We start from the raw sequence: 22,985 nt of genomic DNA on the forward strand, positions 1-22,985 counted from the left end.
CTTTGGCAAAAGTATAACAAAAAAACAGTTGTAAAAACTTATTTAGATTTAATATGCATAAACATTGTTTTATGAATTACTTTAATACAAGGTCTTGCATATAAAAGTTGATAAAGGTTTGGTTATATTTACCTATATGAAACCAATCCTTAGCATACAAAATTTAAATATTTCTTTTCAAAACCAACAGGTAGAAAGTAAGGTAGTTCACGATGTGAGTTTTGAAATTATGCCTAATCAAATTGTTGGGGTTGTTGGGGAATCTGGTAGTGGAAAATCGGTGACTTCTATGGCAATGATGGGGTTGTTGCCCAAAAACATTTCAAAAGTTACGGGAAAGGTTTTGTATCATAATATTTCATTGACAGATTTAAGCTCTAAGGAACTTAGAAAAATAGTTGGGAAAGAAATTAGTATGATTTTTCAAGAACCTATGACATCACTAAACCCAAGTTTAACTTGTGGAGAACAAGTGGCAGAGGTGTTAGATTTACATACAGATTTATCAAAAAATGAAATTGAAGCAGAGGTTTTACAATTGTTTGAAAAAGTAAAACTTCCTAGAGCTAAAAAAATGATGACTCAATATCCGCATGAGTTGTCTGGTGGGCAAAAACAAAGAGTAATGATTGCCATGGCTATTGCTTGTAAGCCCAAACTGCTTATTGCCGATGAACCTACCACAGCTTTAGATGTTAGGGTGCAAGATGAAATTATTTTGTTGTTAAAAGAATTACAGCAAGAAACAGGCATGAGTGTTTTGTTTATTACTCATGATTTGGCTTTAATTGCCGAAATAGCTCAACAAGTAATTGTGATGCAAAAAGGTAAAATTGTGGAGCAAGGTAGTGTAAATGATGTGTTTTTACATCCAAAAGAAATATATACCAAAGCATTGATCAATGCCAAACCAAAACTTAATATTAGGCTAAAAGAATTGCCATCGGTAGCCAGTTATTTGCAAGATGATTTTAAGGAAGAGGTTTTTACTACCGAAGAAAGAAATCAATTTCATCAACAATTATATAACAAACAACCTTTGTTGGAGGTTAAAAACTTAAAGACTTATTATACTTCTAAAAACAATTGGTTTGCAAAACCCAATATAGTTAAAGGAGTTGATGATGTTTCTTTTAAAGTTTATGAAGGAGAAACAGTTGGATTGGTAGGAGAATCTGGAAGTGGAAAATCTACCATCGGACGAACCATTTTAGGTTTAGAAAAAGCTACGGCTGGCGAAATTTGGTATAATGGGGTGAATTTATTAACCCTTGGTCATTCTGAACGAAAAAAATACAGACAAGAAATTCAGTTAATTTTTCAAGATCCCTATTCGTCTTTAAACCCAAGCATGAAAGTTGGTGAAGCCATTTTAGAGCCTATGATGAGGCATAAAGTGTTAGCATCTAGTCTAGAAAGGAAAGAATATATTTATCAACTATTAGAAAAAGTAGGCTTAGAAAAAGAACATTACCATAGATATCCGCACGAGTTTTCTGGTGGACAAAGACAAAGAATTGGAATTGCAAGGGCTTTGGCTTTGCAACCCAAACTAATTATTTGCGATGAATCTGTATCGGCTTTAGATGTTTCGGTTCAAGCTCAAGTGTTGAATTTATTGAACAAACTTAAAAAGGAATTTGAGTTTACCTATCTTTTTATTTCTCACGATTTGTCTATTGTAAAGTTTATGTCCGATCAATTAATTGTGCTAAATCAAGGAAAAATAGAAGAAATAGGAGATGCCGATGCTATTTATAATCAACCTCAAAAAGCCTATACAAAGGCACTAATTCATGCCATTCCTAAAGGGATTTGATACTATGATTCCTAGTAATAAATTGTATATTGCATCAAAATTTAGGCATATGCAATTTAGGTTGTTGGCAGTTATCATGCTGTTTTTTATGGTTTCATGTGGTGTTAAAAAAAGTGTAAACCCAGAAATTGAAATTCCCCACATTAGATATTCAAAATTGGTAAAAGAATACAAAGAAAATTCTTTTAAAGAGGCGGATTTTAATACGGTAAAAATAGATGCTAAAATGTCTTATAAAATTGGGAATTCTTCTCAAAAATTAGGACTAAATTTTAGAATTGCCAAAGGAGAAAAAATTTGGATAAGCGGTGATTTTTTAGGGATTCCAGTAGTAAAAATGTTAATAGAAAAAGACAGCGTTCATTATTACAATAAATTTGATAAAACTTATTTTGATGGTTCTTTTGATTTTATAAAACAATTAATAGGAGTAGATGTTTCTTATGCTATTTTAGAAAAATTATTTGTGGGTGATTTGATATTAAATATTGAGAAAAATCGTTTTAAGATGGATGTTAACGACAATTCTTATTTTGTTTACGATGGAAGAAACAAAGATTATTATATTGAGGCAGCCTTGTATCCGTTTACATTTAAAACCAAATCTCAGGTAATAGAGCAAGTTTTTGGACAAACTTTATTTGCAACTTATTACAAAAATTATCAAGAGATTGATGGTTTTTTGTTTCCTAAAGAGTTAAATATAAAAGGGAAAAATAAAGGAAAAGAATCGGTAATTACCATAAAGTATAATGATGTAAAGTTTAACGAAAATTTAAGTTTTCCATATAAAGTACCTAAAGATTGCGATAAACAAGTAATTCTAAAACCTAAAGAAACTACAGAAGACAATGAGTAAAAAATATCTCTTATTTCTTTGTGCATTTTTTTTAATGTTTACTGTTTGTTTTTCGCAAACTGCTAAGCAAAAAGAATTAGAAAAAAAACGTGCCCAGTTACAACAAGAAATTGTGAGGGTAAATAAACTCCTGTTTCAAAACCAAAAAAAGGAAGAAAACCTTTTAGGTTATTTGAATGATTTGAATAAAAAAATTCAAGTAAGGTCCGATTTAATCAAGGCTATTACTGCCGAAGCCAATTTTTTACAAGGAGAAATTAATAAGAACGAAAAACAGAAAAAAGCTTTAGAAAAGGAACTAAAGGTGCTAAAAGAAGATTATGCCGAAATGATTTTAAAATCATACAAAAGCAAATCCGAACAAAGCAAATTGATGTTTTTATTGTCATCTGAAGATTTTTTTCAAGGCTACAAGCGTTTTCGCTATATGCAACAATATGCAGATTTTAGAAGAAAACAAGGAGATACCATTGTTGCTAAAACAGAAAAGGTAGCAGACTTGACTCGTAAATTACAACAGCAAAAAAATAAAAAAGATGCTTTAGCTAAAAACAATAGAAAGGAAGCGGATCAATTAAAATCTGAAAAAGCAGCCCAAACAGGTTTGATGAAAAAAATAAAATCTAAAGAGAAGCAGTATTTGGCAGATATTAGAAAAAAACAAGCGGAAGAGCGTAGGTTAGATGCTGAAATTGAACGTGTAATTAAAGAAGCCATTGCGGCCTCTAGAGCTGGGTCTAAAAAAGATACTAAAGTTGATGTCAATGCAAAAACTTCAGGTTTTGCTCTAACACCAGAAGGAAAAGCATTGGCTTATCGTTTTGAAGAAAATAGAGGAAAGTTACCTTGGCCTGTTACAGAAGGAATTGTAACAAGAAAGTATGGAGTCATTCCACACCCTACCTTAAAAGGAATTCAAATAGATAGTAAAGGAATACATATTACTACAAAAAAGAATGCCACTGCAAGAGCTGTATTTAAAGGAACCGTATTGGCTATACAATATGTTAGTGGTCGTTATGCGGTATATGTACAACACGGAAATTATATATCACTTTATAATAATTTGGATAAGGTGTATGTAAGTAAGGGACAGCAAATAAATTTAAAACAACCTTTAGGAGTTGTTTTTACAGATAAGGTAACTGGAAATACCGAACTTAAATTCCAAATTTGGAAAGATACCCAAAGACAAAATCCTATTTATTGGTTGGCAAGAATGTAATTAATTATGATGTAGGTCATGTTTTATTGTAAAAAAATATCTTTATTTTAGAGTAACTTAAAATTAAAAGTATGAAAGTAATCTCTTTGTTAAAAGATGTAAACTATAAAACAAAACCCTCTTTAACTGTTTTGTTCGAAACTGAATTTTCTAAGGAAATTAGAATAGTCATGAAAAAAGGACAAGAGGTTAAGGAACATAAAACAGAGCATCCAATTATTGTTTCAATTTTTGATGGAAGTATAGAGTTTAGTGTAGATGGCGAAAAAGTGAAAATGAAAAAAGGAGATATGATTTCTTTGGATGCCAATATTCCACATAGTCTCTTATGTACGGGAGATAGTATTGTTAGACTTTCTATATCTAAACAAGATACTATTACTAGAATAGAAGATTTATTGTTTTAAAAACCAAGCTTATTTAAACAAAGCTTGTAATTCGGTAGCCTCTTTTGGTTTCATTTTTCCGGCAACTACTAAGCTAAGTTGTCTGCGTTGTAAAGCATTTTGATAACGTTGTTTTTCTAAATCTGTTTCAGGAATGATTTCTGGAACAGGTATAGGTTTTCCATTATTATCTACAGCAACAAAAGTATAAATAGCTTCATTTACCTTGGTAATTTCACCAGAGTTTCTATCTTCTAAATAAACATCGGCAATTACTTCCATAGAAGATGAAAAAGATCTAGAAACTTTAGCTTCAATGGTCATCATACTTCCTAAAGGAATTACCTTTCCAAAAGAAACATTGTTAACAGACACTGTTACACAAATTGCATTGGCATGTCTTTGTGCAGCAATACAACAAATTCTATCTACACGAGCCAATAATTCTCCACCAAATAAACCGTGAAGCGCATTGGTGTCACTAGGTAAAATAATATCTGTAGTAATGGCTAAAGAAGCCGATGATGTTTTTGCTTTCATAGAATTTTAATAAAACTTATGCTTAAAGATAAGATTTATTGTTTATTCATTGATAAATAACCAAGCGTGTTTATTGTCTTTTTTACGAATAGCATTCATGGTGTTAATTGCATCTCTTTTGTTGTTAAAAGATGCGTAGCTTACTTGTGTTAAGCCCCATTTATTTAATCCCATAATACTTGCATTGTACCCTTTGGCTTTTAAAAGATTTACTTTTTTAAGAGCATTTTCAGATTCTTTAAAAGCACCAGCAATAATGTGGTATTTATAAGATACTTCTTCAACGACTTCTTTTTCTACAGTTAACGTAACGGCAGGTAAAGGTTTTAAAATATTAAAAGAAGCTTGTTGAATTTGATTGGTGACTTCTTGCTGGTCTGCAATTTCTTGTTGATTTATTTGTTGCTGTACATAAACACTTCCTGCGAAAAACAATCCAGCAATGATTGCTGCACCTGCAAAATATTTACCGTAAGACCTTTTAACTTCAGTTTTAGGACTAACAATATTATTTCTTAAAATATAGTCAGCATTTACGTCACTCAACCCAAAAGAACTAGTTAAATAATTGATTTTATTCAAAGGTTCAAAAACCAATTGTTCATTCTCTAAAGTAAATTGCCCAATATTATTTAATAGCAGAGGGTTTTCTTCTAAGGTCTTTTGCCAGTTTTCTATAGTAGTTTGTACTATAGTTGCTGCTTTGTCAAAAGAAATGTTTAGCGATTTTGCAATATGATTAACCAATAAACCATCATTTTTTTGAAGGTTTATATTAAAGGAAATCGTTTTGGTAGGAGGTGTAAATTGATGATTATCTGTGTTTCTCTTACTAGGAATGGTATTGCTAACAAACCCTCCAAAGTTAGGAACTATTACACACTCGTATCTGTAAAGTAAATCGCTAATGTATTTTGATAATTGCATAAAACAAAAATATTAAAAAATCTATCAGTTTCAATACTTAGAGAGCCTTTTTTAAAAGAAACATTTTTGTATCTTTTTGTAAAAATTGAAAATGAATTTTAACGAACTCATGTATGCTTTGGCTTTACAACAAACCAAAGGAGTTGGAGCTGTTACGGCTAAAAAACTCATTGCTATTTATGGTAGTGCAGTTGCATTATTTAAAGCGCATCAACAGAATAAAATTGAAAAAGAAGTAAGTGCTAAGTTGTTTTATCAACTGTTTTCCAAATCATCTTTAATCAATGCAGAAAAGGAATTAAATAGAGCCATTTCAAAAGGGTTGAAATGTTTGTATTATCAAGAAAAAAATTACCCCAAATACCTGTTGCATTGTGCCGATGCTCCTTTGGTGTTGTTTCATGATGGAGAAAGTGATTTTAATGCTTATCAAAAAATTATTAGCATTGTAGGAACTAGAAATATGTCTAGTTATGGTCGTGGTTTTTGTGAGGAATTGATAATATCTTTAAAAGAATATAAACCTTTAATTGTAAGTGGTTTTGCTTTTGGAGTAGATATTTGTGCACATTTAGAAGCTTTAAAAAACAATTTATCTACTACTGCGGTTTTGGCTCATGGTTATGGAACAGTATATCCAAATGAACATAAAAAGTTTTATAAGCAAGTAAAAGAAAGTGGAGGCTTTTTATCTGAATTTACTTATGATGAACAACCTTTAAGAGAAAATTTTTTAAAAAGAAATAGAATTGTAGCGGGTATAAGTCAGGCTACTATTGTGGTAGAATCTGCCTTTAAAGGAGGTTCTTTGGTAACGGCAGATATTGCCAATTCTTATAATAAAGATGTGTTTGCATTGCCTGGAAGAACTACCGATGTATATAGTAAAGGCTGTAATGAGTTGATTAAAAATCACAAAGCTGCATTAATTACTTCAGGTGACGATTTGATAGAGCAACTAGGGTGGAAAAAAGCTACCATTAAAGAACCTAAAATAGTTCAGCCCCAATTGTTTGTTGAATTGGAAGAAGGAGAAAAAGAACTCTATGATTTGTTAGCTATAAATGCCATACATGCTGATGAATTGGCTAGAACAAGTGGTATTCCTATTTACAAAGTGTCTAACTATATTTTTCAATTAGAAATGAAAGGTTTAATTCAAGTATTACCAGGGAAGTTAATAAAGAGAATCTAGTTTTTTTTAGCAATAAAACTCTCTAAAACAACGGCAGATATAATCATAAGTCCTCCTGTAACTGTAGCAATGGTTGGAATTTCATGTAAAAAAACAAAAGCCAATAAACTTCCATATAAAGGTTGAATACAACTTAACAAAGAGGCACTTGTTGCTGAAAAGTTATTAAAACAACTCACCAAATATGTATGTCCTACTGCTGTGGTAAAAATTCCTAAAATTAATAAATGTGATAATTGACTTGAGTATGCTTCAATATCTAAGGGTATAAACACAAAAATAGGAGCTAATAAAATAGCAATCAATCCAGTTTGATAAAACATTAATTTAGTTGCGTTGTGTTTGGCTACTAAGTCTTTCATTAAAATGTTTCTGATGGCATAGAAAATTGCCGAAATTACTCCAAAACCAATTCCTAAGCTAGTTTGGTTTCCCATGCTAAACTCAGGTGTTAAAATATATAACCCTAATAAAACCAACAAACCTAAAAATAAGTGTTTGGGGTTAAAAGAGGTTTTTCTTATTATAGGTTCTAATAAAGTAGTGAAAATAGGATAAGTAAATAGAGAAATAATTCCTAATCCAGCTCCCGCCAGTTGTAAAGCATAAAAATAAGTAATCCAATGTCCACCTTGTAAAATAGCAGAAATTAAAAAGAGTTTTCCGTCTTTAGAAGCATCAAACTTAAAAGTAATTTTTTTAAATTTCATGTATATAAAAATGGCTATACATGCAAAAAAACATCTGGACCAAATAGTGATTGCTGGTGGTAAAGAAATGTAATTTCCAAAAGGAGCAGCTGTGGCTATAATAAGCAAAGCTAAATTTAGTTCAAGTATGTTTCTAAGCTGATTTTTCATATTTGTTTAAGGTAGGTTCTTCTTTTTGAAAAAGATTTTGGTAGAAAAGGTTTTTTATGAGTAGTAAAACTCAATAATGGAGATAGGAATTATTTAGTTCCAGTGCTACCAAATCCACCTGTTCCCCTTTGTGTACTATCTAATTCTTCAACCTCTATCCACTCAGCTTGTTCATGTTTTGCAATGACCAATTGTGCTATTCGTTCACCATCGGTTATCTCAAAGGTTTCATTAGATAAGTTGACTAAAATTACCCCTATTTCTCCACGATAATCAGCATCTACAGTTCCAGGAGAATTTAAGACTGTTATTCCTTTTTTTGCAGCCAAACCACTTCTGGGTCTTACTTGTGCTTCGTACCCTTGTGGCAAAGCAATAAATAATCCTGTTTTTACAATAGTACGTTCTAAGGGGGGTAAGAAAATACTTTCTGATATGTTGGCTTTTACATCTAAACCAGCAGCTCCACTAGTTTCATACTGAGGTAAATTGTGTTTAGATTTGTTAATGATTTGTACTTTCATAAAAATAGAATTTAAGGCAAAAGTAAGGTCTTATTTAGACTTTAAAAACCTTTGCGTAATAAAATCTCTCTCCACAAAAATAACTAACAATAAAGTTGATAAAAGCAATAGGCTGTTGGTAATAATTTGTCCTCTAAAAAGATAAAAGGAAACAAAACAAAGTGAAGTTATTAATAAAAATAAACTTAATATTTTAGAAACTTCATAAGGAGTTTTGTAGTGTTTTTGACCGTATAAATAAGAGGTTGTCATCATAATTCCGTACACAAAAAACGTAACCCATGCAGCTCCCATATATCCAAAAATTGGCACAAAAATTAGCAATCCTACAATGGTTAATGCTCCTCCTAAAATAGAAAAATACATTCCGTATTTGGTTTGATTAGTGTTTTTGTACCAAACCGATAAATTGTTGTATATACCCAATAATAAATTGGCTAATAAAATAATAGGAACAATGGCCAAAGTCTCAAAATACTCAGGTTTTTTTAATAAAAGTTGAGCAAAGAAATCAATATAAGCTACAATGGTTAAAACGATAAAAGCTCCCAACACGGTAAACCATTTTAGGATAATGGCATAAGTTTCTCTAGCATTTTCTTTGTGCGATACATTAAAGAAAAATGGTTCTGCTCCAAGTTTAAATGCCATAATAAATAAAGACATAAATACACCTAGTTTATAGGTTCCTGCATAAGCCCCAGCAATACTATCGTTTAAAAATATTGGTAAAATAAGTTTGTCTAAATTTTCATTGGTTACATAGGCCAAACCGGCAATTAATATAGGCCATCCGTAGGTAAGCATTTGTTTTAATAAGGTAATGTCTAATTTTAATTTAAACTTTAAGAACATGGGTAATACCATCAAAAAAGTGAGTCCACTAGCAAATAAGTTGGCTAAAAATATATAACCTACTTTTGAACTTGTGGTGTACCAACCAAAAATGGTGGTGATTTCTTGTTCTGATAAAATCAATAAAAACAAAACATTAAGAATAGCGTAAATAGAAATGTTTAAAACCCTAAACATTGCATAATTTATAGCTTTGTTTTTAACTCTTAAATAAGCAAAAGGAATTACAGTTAGGGTGTCAAATAACAATATACCTACTAGAGTTTTAAAGTGAAGAACTTCTTCAAATCCTAAAAAAGGGGCTATTATATTAGAGAGTAAAAATAAAGGGATTAATATTAAAAAGGAGACTAGTGCTACTGTACAAAAAGAGGTGCTTAGTACCTTTTCTTTATTTTTTTCGGAATTAAAAAATTTAAAAAAAGTGGTTTCCATTCCAAAAGTAAGCAATACATTAAAATAGGCAGCCCACACAAAAAACTCAGTATTTACATTAAATTGACTTGTGCTTTCTAGGGTTTTGGTGTGTAAACCCACTAAAAAAACATTAACAGCTTTTGGTAAAACAGCAGCAATACCATAAACAAAAGTGTTTTTTAAAAAAGATTTAAGTGTGCTCAAATTAAATAAGATATAGCGCAAATATATTCTATTTTTGGAGAAGTAAAATTAGACATGAAATAAAGTAATTAATATCAATTAAAAAAATATGAAGAGCCCAACCACTCTTAAATACCTGTTTTTTCTGTTTTTTGGAATAGGAATTTTAAATAAAACATATTCACAATCTTATAAAGGTTATAAAAAATTAAGTTCTCATGAAAAATGTTGGGTGTTTTTTCATCCATTTAAAGCAAAAAGAGCTTATAGAGTTTCTAAAGATGTAGAACATACTATAGATTCTATTTTAAATATAGGAGTGATGGGGAATCATCATGTAGGAAATCAGTTAGATGCTTTTAAACATGCTTTTTGGATGTGGAGTTTGGCCGAAAAAATTGGTTGGCGTTCGGCTAGAAGTTTAGGAAAAGAACATGAAAAAGGAAATTACGAGTTTTTCTTAGAACATAAGTTAGAAGATGGGGTGTTGCCAGATAAAGTGAGTTCTGAAATGGATTTGTTTAACAATGCTGTTGGATTAGAATTGTATAAAGAGCATAAAAAAGAACATTTGTCTAAAAAACAAAGAATAGAAGCGGTAAGACAAGCCGTTATTGATGGAAGAATGAGAATGATTTATCAAACAAAAAATCAACAATATATTGATAGTACAGGTCAAATTATTCCCAAAAAAGAACATTATGGTTTGTGGGAAAATAGAAAATGTTTGGTGCCCTCAAGAGCTGAATATTTAATGGCAGATAATAAATCTAAATACTTAAATTTGTCAGACCAAAAAACAAATAGATGAAAACAGTACATTCAATTTTAGCAGCATTTGTATTAATTGCCATTGTTATGGTTGTGTTTAATGCCGTAATGAGTTTAAAAAGAGAAGAAAAATTTAAAGCAGGAGATCGTAAATTAGGATTGATAGCCTTAATTTTAACACACACACAATTTTTAATAGGATTAATAGCTTATTATGTTTCTCCTTGGTACAAGACCATGAAAGTTGTTGGCATGGGAAAAGCCATGAAAAATGCTGAATTAAGATTGATGAGTGTTGAGCATCCTTTAACCATGATTATTGCCATTGCATTGATTACTGTAGGTTGGTCTCGTCATAAAAAATTAACCGAAGACAAAGCTAAGTTTAAGTCATTTGCCATTTTTTACGGAATAGCATTGTTGTTAATTTTATCAAGAATTCCTTGGTCTCAGTGGATTTAATCCATTAAAATTTAAAATATGTCTAAACATAAAAAAATGCCTTTAGGTAAAAGTCTATTGGCTTATCCCTTATCGGTAATATTTTATTTTGTTTACGGATTGTTATTATGCATTTTTCATCCGATACAGTGGATTGCTTTAAAAGTTGGAGGGTATACAGCGCATAAAAAGGTAGTAGATGTTTTAAATGCTTTGTTAACAGCATCATTATACATTTTAGGAACAAGGATTCAGTTTATCAATCACCATAAGTTTGATGTTTCTTTACCACATATTATTGTGTCTAACCATCAAAGTACTCATGAAATTCCACCTTTAGGATGGTTTTTTAGTGATTTACATCCAAAATTTATCGCTAAAAAAGAATTAGGGAAAGGATTGCCAAGTGTTTCTTTTAATCTTAAACATGGAGGTTCTGCGTTGATTGATAGAAAAGATGCAAGACAAGCTCTGTCTGAAATAGGAAAGTTTGCTAAGTATATTAAAGCAAATAATCGTGCTGGAATTATTTTTCCTGAAGGGACTAGAAGTAGAGATGGACAGCCGAAACGTTTTTCTGAAAACGGATTAAAAATTCTTGCCAAGTTTGCCCCCAATGCTATTGTGATTCCAGTAAGTATTAATAATTCATGGAAATTATGGGAGTATGGTCAATTCCCAATGAATATTGGAGTAAATATGACTATAGAAACTCACGAACCTATAAAAATAGCAGACAAGTCGTTTGAAGAATTGTTTGCTGAGGTAGAGCAAAAAGTGAAAAGTAAAATTGTTGTTTAGTCCTTAAGTTTAAATTCATCGGCATCTTTTAGGAATTTAAACTTATCTCTTACTTTTTCTAAATGGTTTATTTTTAGGTTGATTTGCCTAACTGTTTTAGATTCTTTTAAATCGATTAAAGTTTCTCCTAAAGGATCTATTACTTTAGAGTCTCCTTGGTATTTTAATTCGTTTCCATCTATTCCTATTCTGTTTACGGCCACTACATAGCTCATGTTTTCTATAGCTCTAGCAGTTAGCAAACTATTCCATGCAAAAGATCTTTTTGCAGGCCAGTTGGCTACATAAAGTGCTAAGTCGTAATTATTAGTGTTTCTAGACCAAACAGGGAAACGTAAATCGTAACAAACAAAAGGTTTTATTTTCCAGCCTTTGTAATTTATGGTTATTGATTTTTCTCCAGGTGTATAGACTTCGTTTTCTTTTCCGAAGCTAAATAGGTGTTTTTTATTGTATGCAGCTTCAATACCATTAGGTGTTACAAAGAAAAATCTATTGTAATATTTGTTTTTTTCTTGAATGCTTAAAGATCCACATACAGCACAGTTTAATTTTTTGGCTGTTTTCATCATCCATAAAACAGAAAGTCCATCGGTAGTTTCGGCTACTTTAGAAGGTTCCATACAAAAACCTGTAGAAAACATTTCGGGTAATACAATTAAATCGGTTTTAATATTAGCCAATTGTTTGTCTAAGTTTTCTAAGTTATTAAGGTTGTTCATCCAAATAATATCTGATTGAACTAGAGTGATGTTTAATGAATCTGACATAATATTTCTGTTGCTTTTTTTAGGGTTTCGTCTGTTTTGGCAAAACAAAAACGCAATACCTTTTCATCTAATTTATTTGTGTTAAATACCGAAATAGGAATGGTAGCTATTTTAAATTCTTTTACTAATCTTTTGGCAAATTCAACATCATTTTTATTAGTAATAGCACTGTATTTTAGTAGTTGAAAATAAGTTCCTTTACTTGGTACAAAGCTAAAATTACTATTTTTTATGCCATCTAAAAATAAATCTCTTTTTTTCTGATAAAATTGATTTAAATAATTGTAATTGGTTTCGTCTTTAATAAAGGTAGCAAACGCTTTTTGATATGGGGTGTTAATGCTAAATACATTAAACTCGTGTACTTTTACAAATTCATCCATTAAATATTTGGGGGCAACTGCATAGCCCATTTTCCAGCCAGTATTGTGAAAGGTTTTTCCAAAAGAGGCAATGACAAAACTTTGTTCTTTTAAGGTGGTGTATTTACTAGCGCTTTGATGAGGTAAATTGTCATAGGTCATGTGTTCATATACTTCATCGCTAATTACAATAATATTAGTGTCTTTAACAAGGTTTTGTAAAGCAAGCATATCATCATTGCTAAACAATGTTCCTGTGGGGTTTAAAGGAGTGTTTAGAATAATCATTCTAGTTTTGTTAGATACCTTACTTGCTACTTCCTGCCAGTTTACTTTGTAGTTAGGGTAGTTTAATTGAATAAATACAGGAACACCACCATTTAATGTTACCACAGGTTCATAACTATCAAAAGCGGGTTTAAAAATAATAACTTCATCATTTTTGTGAACAAAAGCCGTAATGGCATTAAATAAAGCCTCTGTAGCTCCGGCAGTAATACATATTTCTGTTTCAGGGGAATAATTAGTTAGATGACTTTTCTGAATTTTTTGAGCAATGGTCTCCCTTAGTTCCATATCTCCACGCATAGGAGCATATTGGTTATAACCATTTTTCATGGCTAGTGTAACCAGATCCTGAAGTTTTTCGGAAGTATTAAAATTTGGAAATCCCTGAGACAAGTTTATGGCATTATACTTGTTTGCCAATGCAGACATGGTAGAAAAAATACTTTCTGAAAGCTTAGGTAATTTAGAGATTAGCATATGGGTTTTTAAGTTTTAGATATTATAAAAATAAGGATTGATTTGTGATTTATATCCGATTAACCTTTTAATTACGTAGATAAATCTTACTTTTGGAGGTAGTAAAAAGAATACGTTTTAATGAAAAATGACACAAAAGTAGCCGTTCTTGGAGGAGGTAGTTGGGCAACAGCTATAGTTAAAATGTTATGCGAAAAGGTAGATAAGGTAGGGTGGTACATGCGTAACACTACTGCAATAGAGTATATTAAAGAGCACAGTCATAATCCAAATTATTTGGCTTCGGTTGAGTTTAAAACGGAACAGCTTATTTTGTCTGATGATATTAATGAGTTGGTAGATTATGCAGATATATTAATTTTTGCCATTCCATCAGCGTTTTTAAATACAGAACTGTCTAAATTAGAGATTCCTTTAAAGGAGAAAACTGTTTTTTCTGCCATCAAAGGAATTGTGCCTGAAACGGGTTTAATTGTAGGAGAACATTTACACGAAACTTATGGAGTTCCTTTTGAAAATATTGGAGTTATTGCAGGACCGTGTCATGCAGAAGAAGTTGCTTTAGAAAGATTATCTTATTTAACAGTGGCTTGTCAAGATGAGGCAAAAGCAAAATGTTTGGCAGATTGTTTAACATCTGACTATATATTTTGTAAAACTTCTGATGATATTATTGGAACCGAATATGCAGCTATGTTAAAAAATATTTATGCCATTGCAGCTGGAATAGCTCATGGTTTGGGATATGGAGACAATTATCAAGCGGTTTTAATGTCTAACGCTATTAGAGAAATGAAGCGTTATATTAAAAAAGTACATAAAATGAAACGTAATATTAATAACTCTGCTTATTTAGGTGATTTATTGGTTACGGGTTATTCTACTTTTAGTAGGAACAGAATGTTTGGAAATATGATTGGTAAAGGATATACCGTTAGGTCTGCAATGATGGAAATGCAAATGGTTGCCGAAGGTTATTACGCTGTAAAGTCCGCTTATGAAATTAATCAGGTAAATGGAGCAAAAACTCCTATTATTGACACTGTTTATAGTGTGGTCTACGAAGGGAAAAGCCCAAGAAAACACTTTAAAATATTGTCTGAAAATTTAGACTAACACAAAGCCTCAACTTTTAAAGTTGGGGCTTTGTGTTATGTTTGAAAAGTATTGCTTTCGTCAACCAGAACTTGTTTCTGGTTCTCATTAATATTTGCGACTTCACTTTATGAGATTCTAAAATAAATTCAGAATGACGATTTAAAACTATTTATTTTTCTTTTTTTTAAAGACTATTTGGCAATAATTCCTTCTTTGTTTAACTGTTTAATCATTCTTAACGCACCTTCTTTAATGGTGTTTTTCTCAAACACATACTTTTTCTCATACATGGTATTTCCAATAAAAAAAGTAGTATTAAAAAAGTTGGTTAACTTAAATAAATCTGGTTGTACCAATTCTACTTTTGCAAAAGATTTGGTAGGTAATTTCTGAATGGTTTTACGCATTACAGAAGTTTCAATCATTTTATCTTCATCATAACCTTTAGAAACAATAATAGCCATTTCTATATCATCATCTCCATCATTTATTAAATACGCATTCCAATCATCACATTGAAATTCTTCATTGAATTCCTTTACAACGGCCATATAAATGTTTTTAACTTCTGGTATTTTGATGTCTTTTTTCATGATATAACAAAGAATGAATAATAAAGTAAAAAGTTGTAAAGTTTTTAGCTTTACAACTTTTATTTTTTTTAGTTGATGGATTTAAATTGCTCTAAGAAACGAACATCATTTTCATAAAACATTCTAATATCTGGAATTTGATATAACAACATAGCAATACGTTCTATACCCATTCCAAAAGCGTAACCGCTATATTTTGTAGGATCTATATTGGCATTTTTTAATACATTAGGATCTACCATTCCACATCCCATAATTTCTAACCATCCTGTTCCTTTGGTAATTTTATAGTCAGTTTCAGTTTCTAGTCCCCAATAAATATCTACTTCGGCACTAGGCTCTGTAAATGGAAAGTAAGATGGACGTAAACGTATTTTAGACTTTCCAAACATTTCTTGAGTAAAGTATAAAAGCGTTTGTTTTAAATCGGCAAAAGAAACATCGGTATCAATATACAAACCTTCTACTTGATGAAAAATACAGTGAGCACGAGCAGAAATATCTTCATTTCTAAAAACTCTACCCGGCGATAAAGTTCTAATAGGTGGTTCATTGTTTTCCATATATCTTGTTTGTACAGATGAAGTATGTGTACGTAATAAAATATCTGGATTTTGCTCAATAAAGAACGTGTCTTGCATGTCTCTTGCAGGATGATATTCTGGTAAGTTTAAGGCAGTAAAGTTATGCCAGTCATCTTCTATTTCTGGTCCTTCAGAAACCGTAAACCCGATTCTAGAAAACACATCAATAATTTGGTTTTTTACAATAGATATAGGATGACGAGAACCTAATTGTAAAGGTTCTGCAGGTCTTGTTAAATCGTTTAAACTACTAGTGTTTAAGCTTGTTTCTTCAAGATGCGCTCTTAATTCGTTTACCTTTCCTTCGGCAGCATTTTTAAACGTGTTTAATGCTTGTCCAAATTCTTTTTTCTGATCGTTAGCTACATTTTTAAATTCAGCAAAAAGGTCATTTAAAATTCCTTTTTTACCCATGTATTTAATTCTAAATGCTTCAAGCTCCTCTTTACTAGAGGCCTTAAAATCATTTACTTCACCAATCAGTTCTTTAACTTTATCTAACATAATTGTTATTCAGAAATTAGATTGCAAATTTAACAAACTATTTGGAGTATTTCTGTATTTGTATAGACTTTTACAAAGTTGAGTAAACTATTACAATTCTTTTAATTTTGCAGTCAGTTGAACTTCTACTTCTTCGGCAATTTTTAAGAACATAATACTAGGTATTTTTATTTTAAAATCTTTGAGTTGTATTGTGAAATTGCTTGTAAGAACATATAGGTTTTCTTCTTTTAAGATTTTTAAAAGAACTGTTTTTTGTTGTGTTTGTCCATGAATTTTAAAGTTTCCTGTAACGTTTATAGTTTGCTCTGTATTAAAATTAAGGGTGTTAAAGTTGTTTATTCTTCCTGTGAAAGTTGCTTTAGGATATTTTTCGCTTTCAATATAATTTTCATTAAAATGCTCCTGCATTAATTTGTTAGGAAATTCAAAATCAACCATATTCATTAAACAAGCAATTTCACCTGTGTTGGTGTTTAATACAATTTTGGCTTTTTGATTTTCTGCCTTTATAGGTTCAATATTGGTTTTGGCAGCATCAAATTTAACAATGGCATTATTTGTTTTGAACAAATTTTTTTGCCCATAAAAAAAGGTAGTTCCTAGTAAAAATATAAGAGAGTAAAAGAGTGATTTTTTCATAATTATTCTAGTTTTCCATCCGTAATCCATTGATCAAACTTGGCTCTAGTTGCAGCTGGTAACAATCCTGATTGAGGCATAGGAGCTGAAGTATTATTCATTCTTGATTGAATGGAATTAGCACCATTTTTAACCAATTCATAAGTATTATAGCTTGAAGGAGCTGAGTTTGTAGGTGGGTTATTATGACATTGTAAGCAGTTGTTGTCAATAATAGGTTTTATGTCTTTTGTATAAGTAAGTTTGATGGTAGGGTCAGTATCTGTTTCCATTAAGTCAGATTCACTATCATTGGTACAATTGACTAGTAAAAATGATAAAACTGTAATTAAAAATATTTTTTTCATGTTTTAATGGTTTTGAATTTAAGATTTAGTAGTTTAATACTAGCTTAAATTACAAATAATTAAATTCATAATTATGAATAAGTTTTACTTTATAGTCTTTGTTTTTTTATTTCAGGTGTCATTATTTGCTCAAAATGATTTGTTGGATATGCTTAATGATACAACAGAAAATACTACAAAAGAGGTTACATCAACTTTTAAAAGTTACAAATTGGTCAATTTTGAAACTCCCAAATTAGTGCCTAAAAATCATTTAAATTTTATTGTAGCTCACAGGTTTGGAACCGTTAAAAACGGAATTGAAGATTTGTTTGGATTAGATATAGCTTCTACAAGACTGCAATTTGTATATGGTTTAACCGACAAAATAAATGTGAGTTTTTCTAGGAGTAAGTTCAGAAAAACATACGATTTTGGGGCAAAATATCATATTCTTCATCAAAAAAAGAATGGTTTTCCGTTTACTGTTGCAGGACACCATCTTTTAGGAATAGATACTTCTTTAGATAAAGATTTGTTGCCTGGATTAGAGTTTGCAAACAGGTTAAGAAGTACCCATCAAATAATTATGGCTAGTAAAATTAATGACAAATTATCTGTAGAGTTTATTCCAACAATTTTACACGATGGATTGGTGGAGTTAGACGAGCAAGATAACTTGCAATATGCTTTAGGTTTTGGAGGAAGGTATTTGTTTACAAAAAGAATGGGAATAGTGGTAGATTATGGATTGCATTTAAATAGAGCAACTAACAGTCCTTACAAAAATGTATTTTCTATAGGTTATGAAATAGAAACAGGAGGACATGTTTTTCAGTTACATTTTAGCAATGCTCAAGGAATGTACGAAAATGCTTTTATTACACAAGCAGCAGGAGATTGGTCTAAAAGAGATTTCTTTTTTGGGTTTAACATCAATAGAATTTTTAATTTAAAATCAAAAAAATAAGTAGACAAATGGTATGTTTCTTGTCTTGCTTAATAAAGAAATAATTTGGAGTATATAAAACAAAAAATATGAATAAAGATGTAAAAGAATTTATGGATGATATTAAAGTCCGTAATGCACATGAACCTGAGTTTTTACAAGCTGTACAGGAAGTTGCAGAAACAGTAGTTCCTTATATATTAGAAAATGAAATATATGCAGGTAAAAAAATTCTGTCTAGAATAGCAGAGCCAGAGAGGTTGATTTCTTTTAGGGTTTGTTGGGTAGATGATGCTGGAGAGGTGCAAATAAATAGAGGATACAGGGTTCAAATGAATTCTGCCATAGGTCCTTATAAAGGTGGATTGAGATTTCATCCTACAGTGAATCAAAGCGTTTTAAAGTTTTTAGCGTTTGAGCAAGTGTTTAAAAATTCTTTAACTACGTTGCCAATGGGTGGTGGTAAAGGAGGTTCAGATTTTGACCCTAAAGGAAAATCTGATGATGAAATTATGCGTTTTTGCCACGCTTTTATGACTGAATTATTTAGACACATTGGTCATGATACAGATGTGCCTGCTGGAGATATTGGAGTAGGAGCTCGTGAAGTTGGATTTTTATTTGGAATGTATAAAAAATTAAGAAACGAATTTACGGGTGTGTTAACTGGTAAAGGACTGTCTTGGGGAGGTTCTCAAATTAGACCCGAAGCAACGGGCTATGGAGCAGTATATTTTGCGGAATCCATGATGAAAACAAAAGAAGATAGTTTAAAAGATAAAATTATTTTAATTTCTGGATCTGGAAATGTAGCTGAATATGCAGCCGAAAAATGTATTCAGTTAGGAGGTAAAGTCGTTACAATGTCCGATTCTTCAGGTTATATTTATGATAAGGATGGAATTAGTCAAGAAAAGTTAAATTTTATCAAGCATTTAAAGAATGTAAAAAGAGGTCGTATTTCAGAGTATGTTGAGGTTTATCCTTCGGCTGTTTTTCATCAAGGAAAAACACCTTGGTCAGAAAAATGTGATGTTGCTTTTCCTTGTGCTACTCAAAATGAATTACAAGAGGAAGATGCAATTACATTGGTAAATAACGGATGTATTTGTGTAACAGAAGGAGCTAATATGCCATCAACCATAGAAGCTATAGAAGTGTTTCATAAAGCAAAAATATTATTTGCTCCTGGTAAAGCCTCTAATGCAGGTGGAGTGGCAACTTCGGGTTTAGAAATGACTCAAAATGCTTTGCGTTATAAATGGACTCGCTTAGAAGTTGATGAAAAATTACAAGAAATTATGAGAAGTATTCACGCATCATGTGAAGAGTATGGTGTTGAAGAAGATGGGTATATTAATTATGTAAAAGGAGCCAATATTGCAGGCTTTGTAAAAGTGGCCGATGCCATGCTCGCTCAAGGAGTTATTTAATATTTTATTAAAAATAATGAAAAGCTCTGTCATTTTTTTTGATAGAGCTTTTTTTGCTATTGATATTTAAATCTATTGAAAAAAGAGGAGCTTATTATACGTAAAATTATCCATGTAGATATGGATGCTTTTTTTGCTTCGGTAGCTCAGTTAGATGCTCCTGAATTGCAAGGAAAAGCGATTGCGGTTGGAGGTGATGGAAAACGAGGGGTTATTGCAGCTGCTAGTTATGAGGCAAGAAAGTTTGGAGTAAAATCTGCCATGGCGGGTTCGTTGGCTAAAAAAATGTGTCCGCATTTGATTTTTGTTCGCCCTGATTTTGCTCGATATAAAGAGGTTTCTAGTCTAATAAGAAAAATATTTTACGAGTATACAGATTTGGTTGAGCCTTTGTCTTTAGACGAAGCTTATTTGGATGTAACCATTAACAAAAAAAATATGCAATCGGCTACCATGATTGCTGAAGAAATAAGACAAGAAATTTTTAAGAGAACAGGTTTGTATGCTTCGGCAGGAATTGCTCCTAATAAATTTGTGGCAAAAATTGCTTCGGATGTTAATAAGCCTAATGGACAAAAAACCATTACTCCAGATGAGGTAGTTCCGTTTTTAGAGACTTTACAGATTAGAAAGTTTTATGGAGTAGGAAAAGTAACCACTCAAAAAATGTATCAATTAGGAATTTTTACTGGAGCCGATTTAAAAAGTAAAAATTTAACTTTTTTAGAAGAACATTTTAAAAGTTCTGCACAGTATTATTACAATATTGTTAGGGGAATTCACAATAGTCCTGTAAGACCTTCAAGAACTAGAAAATCGGTTGGTGCAGAACATACTTATTTAGAGAACTTAACGTCAGAAGTTTTTATTTTAGAAAAATTAGAAGTATTGGCTAATGAGATAGAAAACAGATTGTTAAAAAGTAATGTAAAAGCAAGAACGGTTACTTTAAAGATAAAGTATAGTGATTTTAATCAGACTACAAGAAGCAAAACTTTGGAAGAGTATATCCATTTGAAAACGGATATATTTTTAGTTGTTAAAGAGTTGTTGTATCAAAATGAATTAAAAGAATCTGTAAGACTTTTAGGGATTTCTATGAGTAATTTAAATAACGAAGAGCCTAAAACGGTTAAACAATACATTCAATTAAAATTAGATTTATGAAAGTGAATAAAGAGGAATTGTTAACTAAGTGTATTCAGATTATTGATGAAAAATTAGAGAATATTCAGCAAGCCATTAATGGTTATCAGCAAGATTTAAATTCAGAAACTAAAAGTTCTGCTGGTGATAAACATGAAACGGGTAGGGCAATGTTACAGTTGGAAATGGAAAAATTGGGACAACAATATCAAACGGTTTTGTCTCAAAAAAACAGTTTACGTAAAATAGAAACATCTTCTAAAACCAAAGCTCAAATTGGGAGCTTGGTTGTAGCAAATGGGGGTTATTATTTTTTAGCGACAAGTGTTGGGCAAGTAAAATATATAGACAAAACCTTTATGGTTATTTCCATCAATTCCCCAATAGGAGCATTGCTTTTAGGGAAACAAAAAGATGATTGTTTTGTGTTTAACGGAAAGCAATTAAAAATAGAGGAAATCACCTAAATGTTGTACTATCCCTAGAGACTTTTTGATGCTAACGGACTACGGATGTTCATGCGAAGTTGAAACCTTTAACGTTTATAGAATAAATGATGATGTGTTAAAATGCTTTTCTAATTTTAACCATTAACCATTAACCATTAACCATTAACCATTAACCATTGCCTATTTCTTGGGTTTTCTTCGTTGAGGTTTTTTATATTTTTTTGCAATTTCTCTTCGGTAGCTACCTCCTAAGTTTACTTTTTTATTTTTTTCAGATTTTTCATGAAAGGCAGGTCCAGGGGCAAATTCTTTAGAACCTAGTTTTTGATATGGAGTAATGTCTTCTTTTTCAACTTCTTCTTCTAACAATTTACTTTCAATAAAAACTTCATTAGGCATTCCGTATTTTGGAATTTCATAATCCATCAGTGCCTCAATTTCTGCTACTTTTTCATTGTCTTTTTCTGTGATGAACGATAAGGCAAAACCTTCGTTGGCAGCACGTCCTGTTCTTCCTATTCGATGCATGTAAGCCTCTGGCTCTTTTGGTAAATCAAAATTAATTACATGGGTTACATCAGGAATATCCATTCCTCTAGATAAAACATCAGTAGTAATTAAAACTCTGTGTTTTCCTTCTTTAAAGTTTTCAACAGAACGTAAACGATAGTTTTGTGTTTTGTTAGAGTGAATTAAAGCAAAAGAATCTTCTGGGTATTCTGCCATTCCTTGAATTTCGTTAAAAACCAAGTCGGCTAAATATTTGTGTTTGATGAAAACCAACACACGTGTCATGTCTTCATCATCTTGTAATAAATGGTTTAATAAATTTATTTTGGTATAAAAGTTTGGCACTAAAAAAGCCATCTGTTCTATATTTTCTAAACGAGTTCCAGATGCTGCAGATTCAACATTTATAGGATTGTTAAAAAACTCTTCAATCAATTCAGATACTTCATCTGTCATGGTTGCAGAAAATAAAATAGCTTGTTTCTTTTTAGGAACCAAATCAATAATATCAATTAATTGTAGTCTAAAACCAAGGTTAAAAATTTCATCAACTTCATCAATCACAAGTTTTTGAATGAATTTAAGTTTTAAGGCTCCAATCATTCCTAAGTCAATTACACGTCTAGGTGTAGATACTAAAATATCTAAACCATTGTGAATCATTTCTTTTTGTTTGTTGATGTTGGCTCCACCGTAAATTCCACCATAACGAATATTAATATATGGTGTTAATTTGTCTAAAGCTTCTATTACCTGAACTACCAATTCACGAGTAGGTACTACAATTAAAACCCTAGGATGCTTTTGTTCTGAAAACGGTAACATGCGCAAAATAGGCATTAGGTAAGCAAAAGTTTTACCCGTTCCTGTTTGTGCAATACCAACCACATCTCTACCAGACATGATACAAGGGAAAGCATCTTCCTGTATTTTGGTAGGTTCGGTGTAACCTAAATCATTAATAGCGTTACGTAATTGGTTGTTAAGGTTTAAATTTTCAAAAGACATAATTCCTAGTTTTCTAGCTGCAAAGATAGGCAAACGAGAATAA

At 31.2% G+C, this 22,985-nt stretch carries 25 protein-coding genes; 13 read left to right on the forward strand and 12 right to left on the reverse strand.

Translation table 11 applies throughout. The features are described 5' to 3' along the window. Positions 1 to 136: 136 nt before the first annotated feature. The 4 genes from ACXGQT_RS11185 (at position 137) to ACXGQT_RS11200 (ending at position 4,310) form a co-directional block, all read left to right on the forward strand. Positions 137 to 1,819: an ABC transporter ATP-binding protein gene (locus ACXGQT_RS11185; RefSeq protein WP_457828680.1), complete on the forward strand. Its 1,683-nt coding sequence runs from the start codon at positions 137 to 139 to the stop codon at positions 1,817 to 1,819. Then, the gene (locus ACXGQT_RS11190) at positions 1,797 to 2,678 is read left to right on the forward strand and encodes a DUF4292 domain-containing protein (protein ID WP_457828681.1); all 882 of its coding nucleotides are present in this window, start codon (positions 1,797 to 1,799) and stop codon (positions 2,676 to 2,678) included. The genes ACXGQT_RS11185 and ACXGQT_RS11190 overlap by 23 nt, the downstream gene beginning before the upstream one ends. After that, a complete protein-coding gene (locus tag ACXGQT_RS11195) occupies positions 2,671 to 3,903 on the forward strand; it encodes a murein hydrolase activator EnvC family protein (protein WP_457828682.1) in 1,233 nt (410 codons plus the stop codon). Before ACXGQT_RS11190 ends, ACXGQT_RS11195 begins: the two co-directional genes overlap by 8 nt. Before the next feature lie 71 nt (positions 3,904 to 3,974). Beyond that, positions 3,975 to 4,310 carry a cupin domain-containing protein gene (locus ACXGQT_RS11200; RefSeq protein ID WP_457828683.1) on the forward strand — a complete coding sequence of 112 codons (336 nt, stop codon included), beginning with the start codon at positions 3,975 to 3,977 and terminating at the stop codon, positions 4,308 to 4,310. 9 nt (positions 4,311 to 4,319) lie between these two features. Here ACXGQT_RS11200 and ACXGQT_RS11205 read toward each other — a convergent pair whose 3' ends face one another. Both ACXGQT_RS11205 and ACXGQT_RS11210 read right to left on the reverse strand, forming a co-directional pair. Beyond that, positions 4,320 to 4,829 (reverse strand): acyl-CoA thioesterase, encoded by a 510-nt coding sequence (locus tag ACXGQT_RS11205; RefSeq protein ID WP_457828684.1) that lies wholly within the window; start codon positions 4,827 to 4,829, stop codon positions 4,320 to 4,322. A gap of 42 nt (positions 4,830 to 4,871) precedes the next feature. Beyond that, positions 4,872 to 5,756 carry an HU domain-containing protein gene (locus ACXGQT_RS11210; protein WP_457828685.1) on the reverse strand — a complete coding sequence of 295 codons (885 nt, stop codon included), beginning with the start codon at positions 5,754 to 5,756 and terminating at the stop codon, positions 4,872 to 4,874. A 91-nt stretch (positions 5,757 to 5,847) separates the two neighbouring features. Between ACXGQT_RS11210 and dprA the strand changes: the two genes are divergently transcribed. Then, complete coding sequence (gene dprA, locus ACXGQT_RS11215) at positions 5,848 to 6,951, forward strand: DNA-processing protein DprA (RefSeq protein WP_457828686.1); 1,104 nt, start codon at positions 5,848 to 5,850, stop codon at positions 6,949 to 6,951. On the opposite strand, the gene ACXGQT_RS11220 is transcribed toward dprA, so the two are convergent. The 3 genes from ACXGQT_RS11220 to ACXGQT_RS11230 form a co-directional block, all read right to left on the reverse strand. Next, positions 6,948 to 7,811, reverse strand: a complete 864-nt coding sequence (locus tag ACXGQT_RS11220) for a DMT family transporter (RefSeq protein WP_457828687.1) — start codon at positions 7,809 to 7,811, stop codon at positions 6,948 to 6,950. The genes dprA and ACXGQT_RS11220 overlap by 4 nt on opposite strands. 89 nt (positions 7,812 to 7,900) lie before the next feature. Then, a complete protein-coding gene (gene dut / locus ACXGQT_RS11225) occupies positions 7,901 to 8,335 on the reverse strand; it encodes a dUTP diphosphatase (RefSeq protein ID WP_457828688.1) in 435 nt (144 codons plus the stop codon). A gap of 30 nt (positions 8,336 to 8,365) precedes the next feature. After that, on the reverse strand, positions 8,366 to 9,811 hold the full coding sequence (locus ACXGQT_RS11230; RefSeq protein WP_457828689.1) for a lipopolysaccharide biosynthesis protein: 1,446 nt from the start codon (positions 9,809 to 9,811) through the stop codon (positions 8,366 to 8,368). A gap of 88 nt (positions 9,812 to 9,899) precedes the next feature. Here ACXGQT_RS11230 and ACXGQT_RS11235 point away from each other — a divergent pair, with 88 nt between their 5' ends. The 3 genes from ACXGQT_RS11235 to ACXGQT_RS11245 are packed head-to-tail and all read left to right on the forward strand — an operon-like array spanning position 9,900 to position 11,803. Next, the gene (locus tag ACXGQT_RS11235) at positions 9,900 to 10,601 is read left to right on the forward strand and encodes a DUF6973 domain-containing protein (protein WP_457828690.1); all 702 of its coding nucleotides are present in this window, start codon (positions 9,900 to 9,902) and stop codon (positions 10,599 to 10,601) included. Beyond that, complete coding sequence (locus ACXGQT_RS11240; protein ID WP_457828691.1) at positions 10,598 to 11,023, forward strand: hypothetical protein; 426 nt, start codon at positions 10,598 to 10,600, stop codon at positions 11,021 to 11,023. The genes ACXGQT_RS11235 and ACXGQT_RS11240 overlap by 4 nt, the downstream gene beginning before the upstream one ends. 18 nt (positions 11,024 to 11,041) lie before the next feature. Next, complete coding sequence (locus tag ACXGQT_RS11245) at positions 11,042 to 11,803, forward strand: lysophospholipid acyltransferase family protein (RefSeq protein WP_457828692.1); 762 nt, start codon at positions 11,042 to 11,044, stop codon at positions 11,801 to 11,803. On the opposite strand, the gene ACXGQT_RS11250 is transcribed toward ACXGQT_RS11245, so the two are convergent. Beyond that, positions 11,800 to 12,573: an amidohydrolase gene (locus tag ACXGQT_RS11250; RefSeq protein WP_457828693.1), complete on the reverse strand. Its 774-nt coding sequence runs from the start codon at positions 12,571 to 12,573 to the stop codon at positions 11,800 to 11,802. The genes ACXGQT_RS11245 and ACXGQT_RS11250 overlap by 4 nt on opposite strands. After that, complete coding sequence (locus ACXGQT_RS11255) at positions 12,558 to 13,700, reverse strand: methionine aminotransferase (protein WP_457828694.1); 1,143 nt, start codon at positions 13,698 to 13,700, stop codon at positions 12,558 to 12,560. Before ACXGQT_RS11255 ends, ACXGQT_RS11250 begins: the two co-directional genes overlap by 16 nt. 120 nt (positions 13,701 to 13,820) lie before the next feature. Here ACXGQT_RS11255 and ACXGQT_RS11260 point away from each other — a divergent pair, with 120 nt between their 5' ends. Next, positions 13,821 to 14,816, forward strand: a complete 996-nt coding sequence (locus ACXGQT_RS11260) for an NAD(P)H-dependent glycerol-3-phosphate dehydrogenase (RefSeq protein WP_457828695.1) — start codon at positions 13,821 to 13,823, stop codon at positions 14,814 to 14,816. A 173-nt stretch (positions 14,817 to 14,989) separates the two neighbouring features. Here ACXGQT_RS11260 and ACXGQT_RS11265 read toward each other — a convergent pair whose 3' ends face one another. The 4 genes from ACXGQT_RS11265 to ACXGQT_RS11280 all read right to left on the reverse strand — a co-directional run bounded on the left by ACXGQT_RS11265 (position 14,990) and on the right by ACXGQT_RS11280 (position 17,468). After that, positions 14,990 to 15,391, reverse strand: coding sequence for a hypothetical protein (locus ACXGQT_RS11265; protein WP_457828696.1), 402 nt, complete (start codon positions 15,389 to 15,391; stop codon positions 14,990 to 14,992). Positions 15,392 to 15,459: 68 nt separating this feature from the next. Beyond that, positions 15,460 to 16,479, reverse strand: coding sequence for a phenylalanine--tRNA ligase subunit alpha (gene pheS, locus ACXGQT_RS11270; RefSeq protein WP_457828697.1), 1,020 nt, complete (start codon positions 16,477 to 16,479; stop codon positions 15,460 to 15,462). 90 nt (positions 16,480 to 16,569) lie between these two features. Beyond that, the gene (locus ACXGQT_RS11275; RefSeq protein WP_457828698.1) at positions 16,570 to 17,121 is read right to left on the reverse strand and encodes a YceI family protein; all 552 of its coding nucleotides are present in this window, start codon (positions 17,119 to 17,121) and stop codon (positions 16,570 to 16,572) included. 2 nt (positions 17,122 to 17,123) lie between these two features. After that, positions 17,124 to 17,468, reverse strand: a complete 345-nt coding sequence (locus tag ACXGQT_RS11280) for a hypothetical protein (RefSeq protein WP_457828699.1) — start codon at positions 17,466 to 17,468, stop codon at positions 17,124 to 17,126. 73 nt (positions 17,469 to 17,541) lie between these two features. On the opposite strand from ACXGQT_RS11280, the gene ACXGQT_RS11285 reads away from it, so the two are divergent. The 4 genes from ACXGQT_RS11285 (at position 17,542) to ACXGQT_RS11300 (ending at position 21,442) form a co-directional block, all read left to right on the forward strand. Beyond that, positions 17,542 to 18,417, forward strand: coding sequence for a DUF5777 family beta-barrel protein (locus tag ACXGQT_RS11285; protein ID WP_457828700.1), 876 nt, complete (start codon positions 17,542 to 17,544; stop codon positions 18,415 to 18,417). Positions 18,418 to 18,485: 68 nt separating this feature from the next. Continuing rightward, positions 18,486 to 19,829: an NADP-specific glutamate dehydrogenase gene (gene gdhA / locus ACXGQT_RS11290; protein WP_457828701.1), complete on the forward strand. Its 1,344-nt coding sequence runs from the start codon at positions 18,486 to 18,488 to the stop codon at positions 19,827 to 19,829. Between the two features lie 75 nt (positions 19,830 to 19,904). After that, positions 19,905 to 20,996: a DNA polymerase IV gene (gene dinB / locus ACXGQT_RS11295; protein WP_457828702.1), complete on the forward strand. Its 1,092-nt coding sequence runs from the start codon at positions 19,905 to 19,907 to the stop codon at positions 20,994 to 20,996. Then, positions 20,993 to 21,442: a 3-oxoacyl-ACP synthase gene (locus ACXGQT_RS11300; RefSeq protein ID WP_457828703.1), complete on the forward strand. Its 450-nt coding sequence runs from the start codon at positions 20,993 to 20,995 to the stop codon at positions 21,440 to 21,442. Before dinB ends, ACXGQT_RS11300 begins: the two co-directional genes overlap by 4 nt. A gap of 162 nt (positions 21,443 to 21,604) precedes the next feature. Here ACXGQT_RS11300 and ACXGQT_RS11305 read toward each other — a convergent pair whose 3' ends face one another. Then, the gene (locus ACXGQT_RS11305; RefSeq protein ID WP_457828704.1) at positions 21,605 to 22,942 is read right to left on the reverse strand and encodes a DEAD/DEAH box helicase; all 1,338 of its coding nucleotides are present in this window, start codon (positions 22,940 to 22,942) and stop codon (positions 21,605 to 21,607) included. Between the last annotated feature and the right edge of the window lie 43 nt (positions 22,943 to 22,985).

Source organism: Wenyingzhuangia sp. IMCC45467, assembly GCF_054111205.1.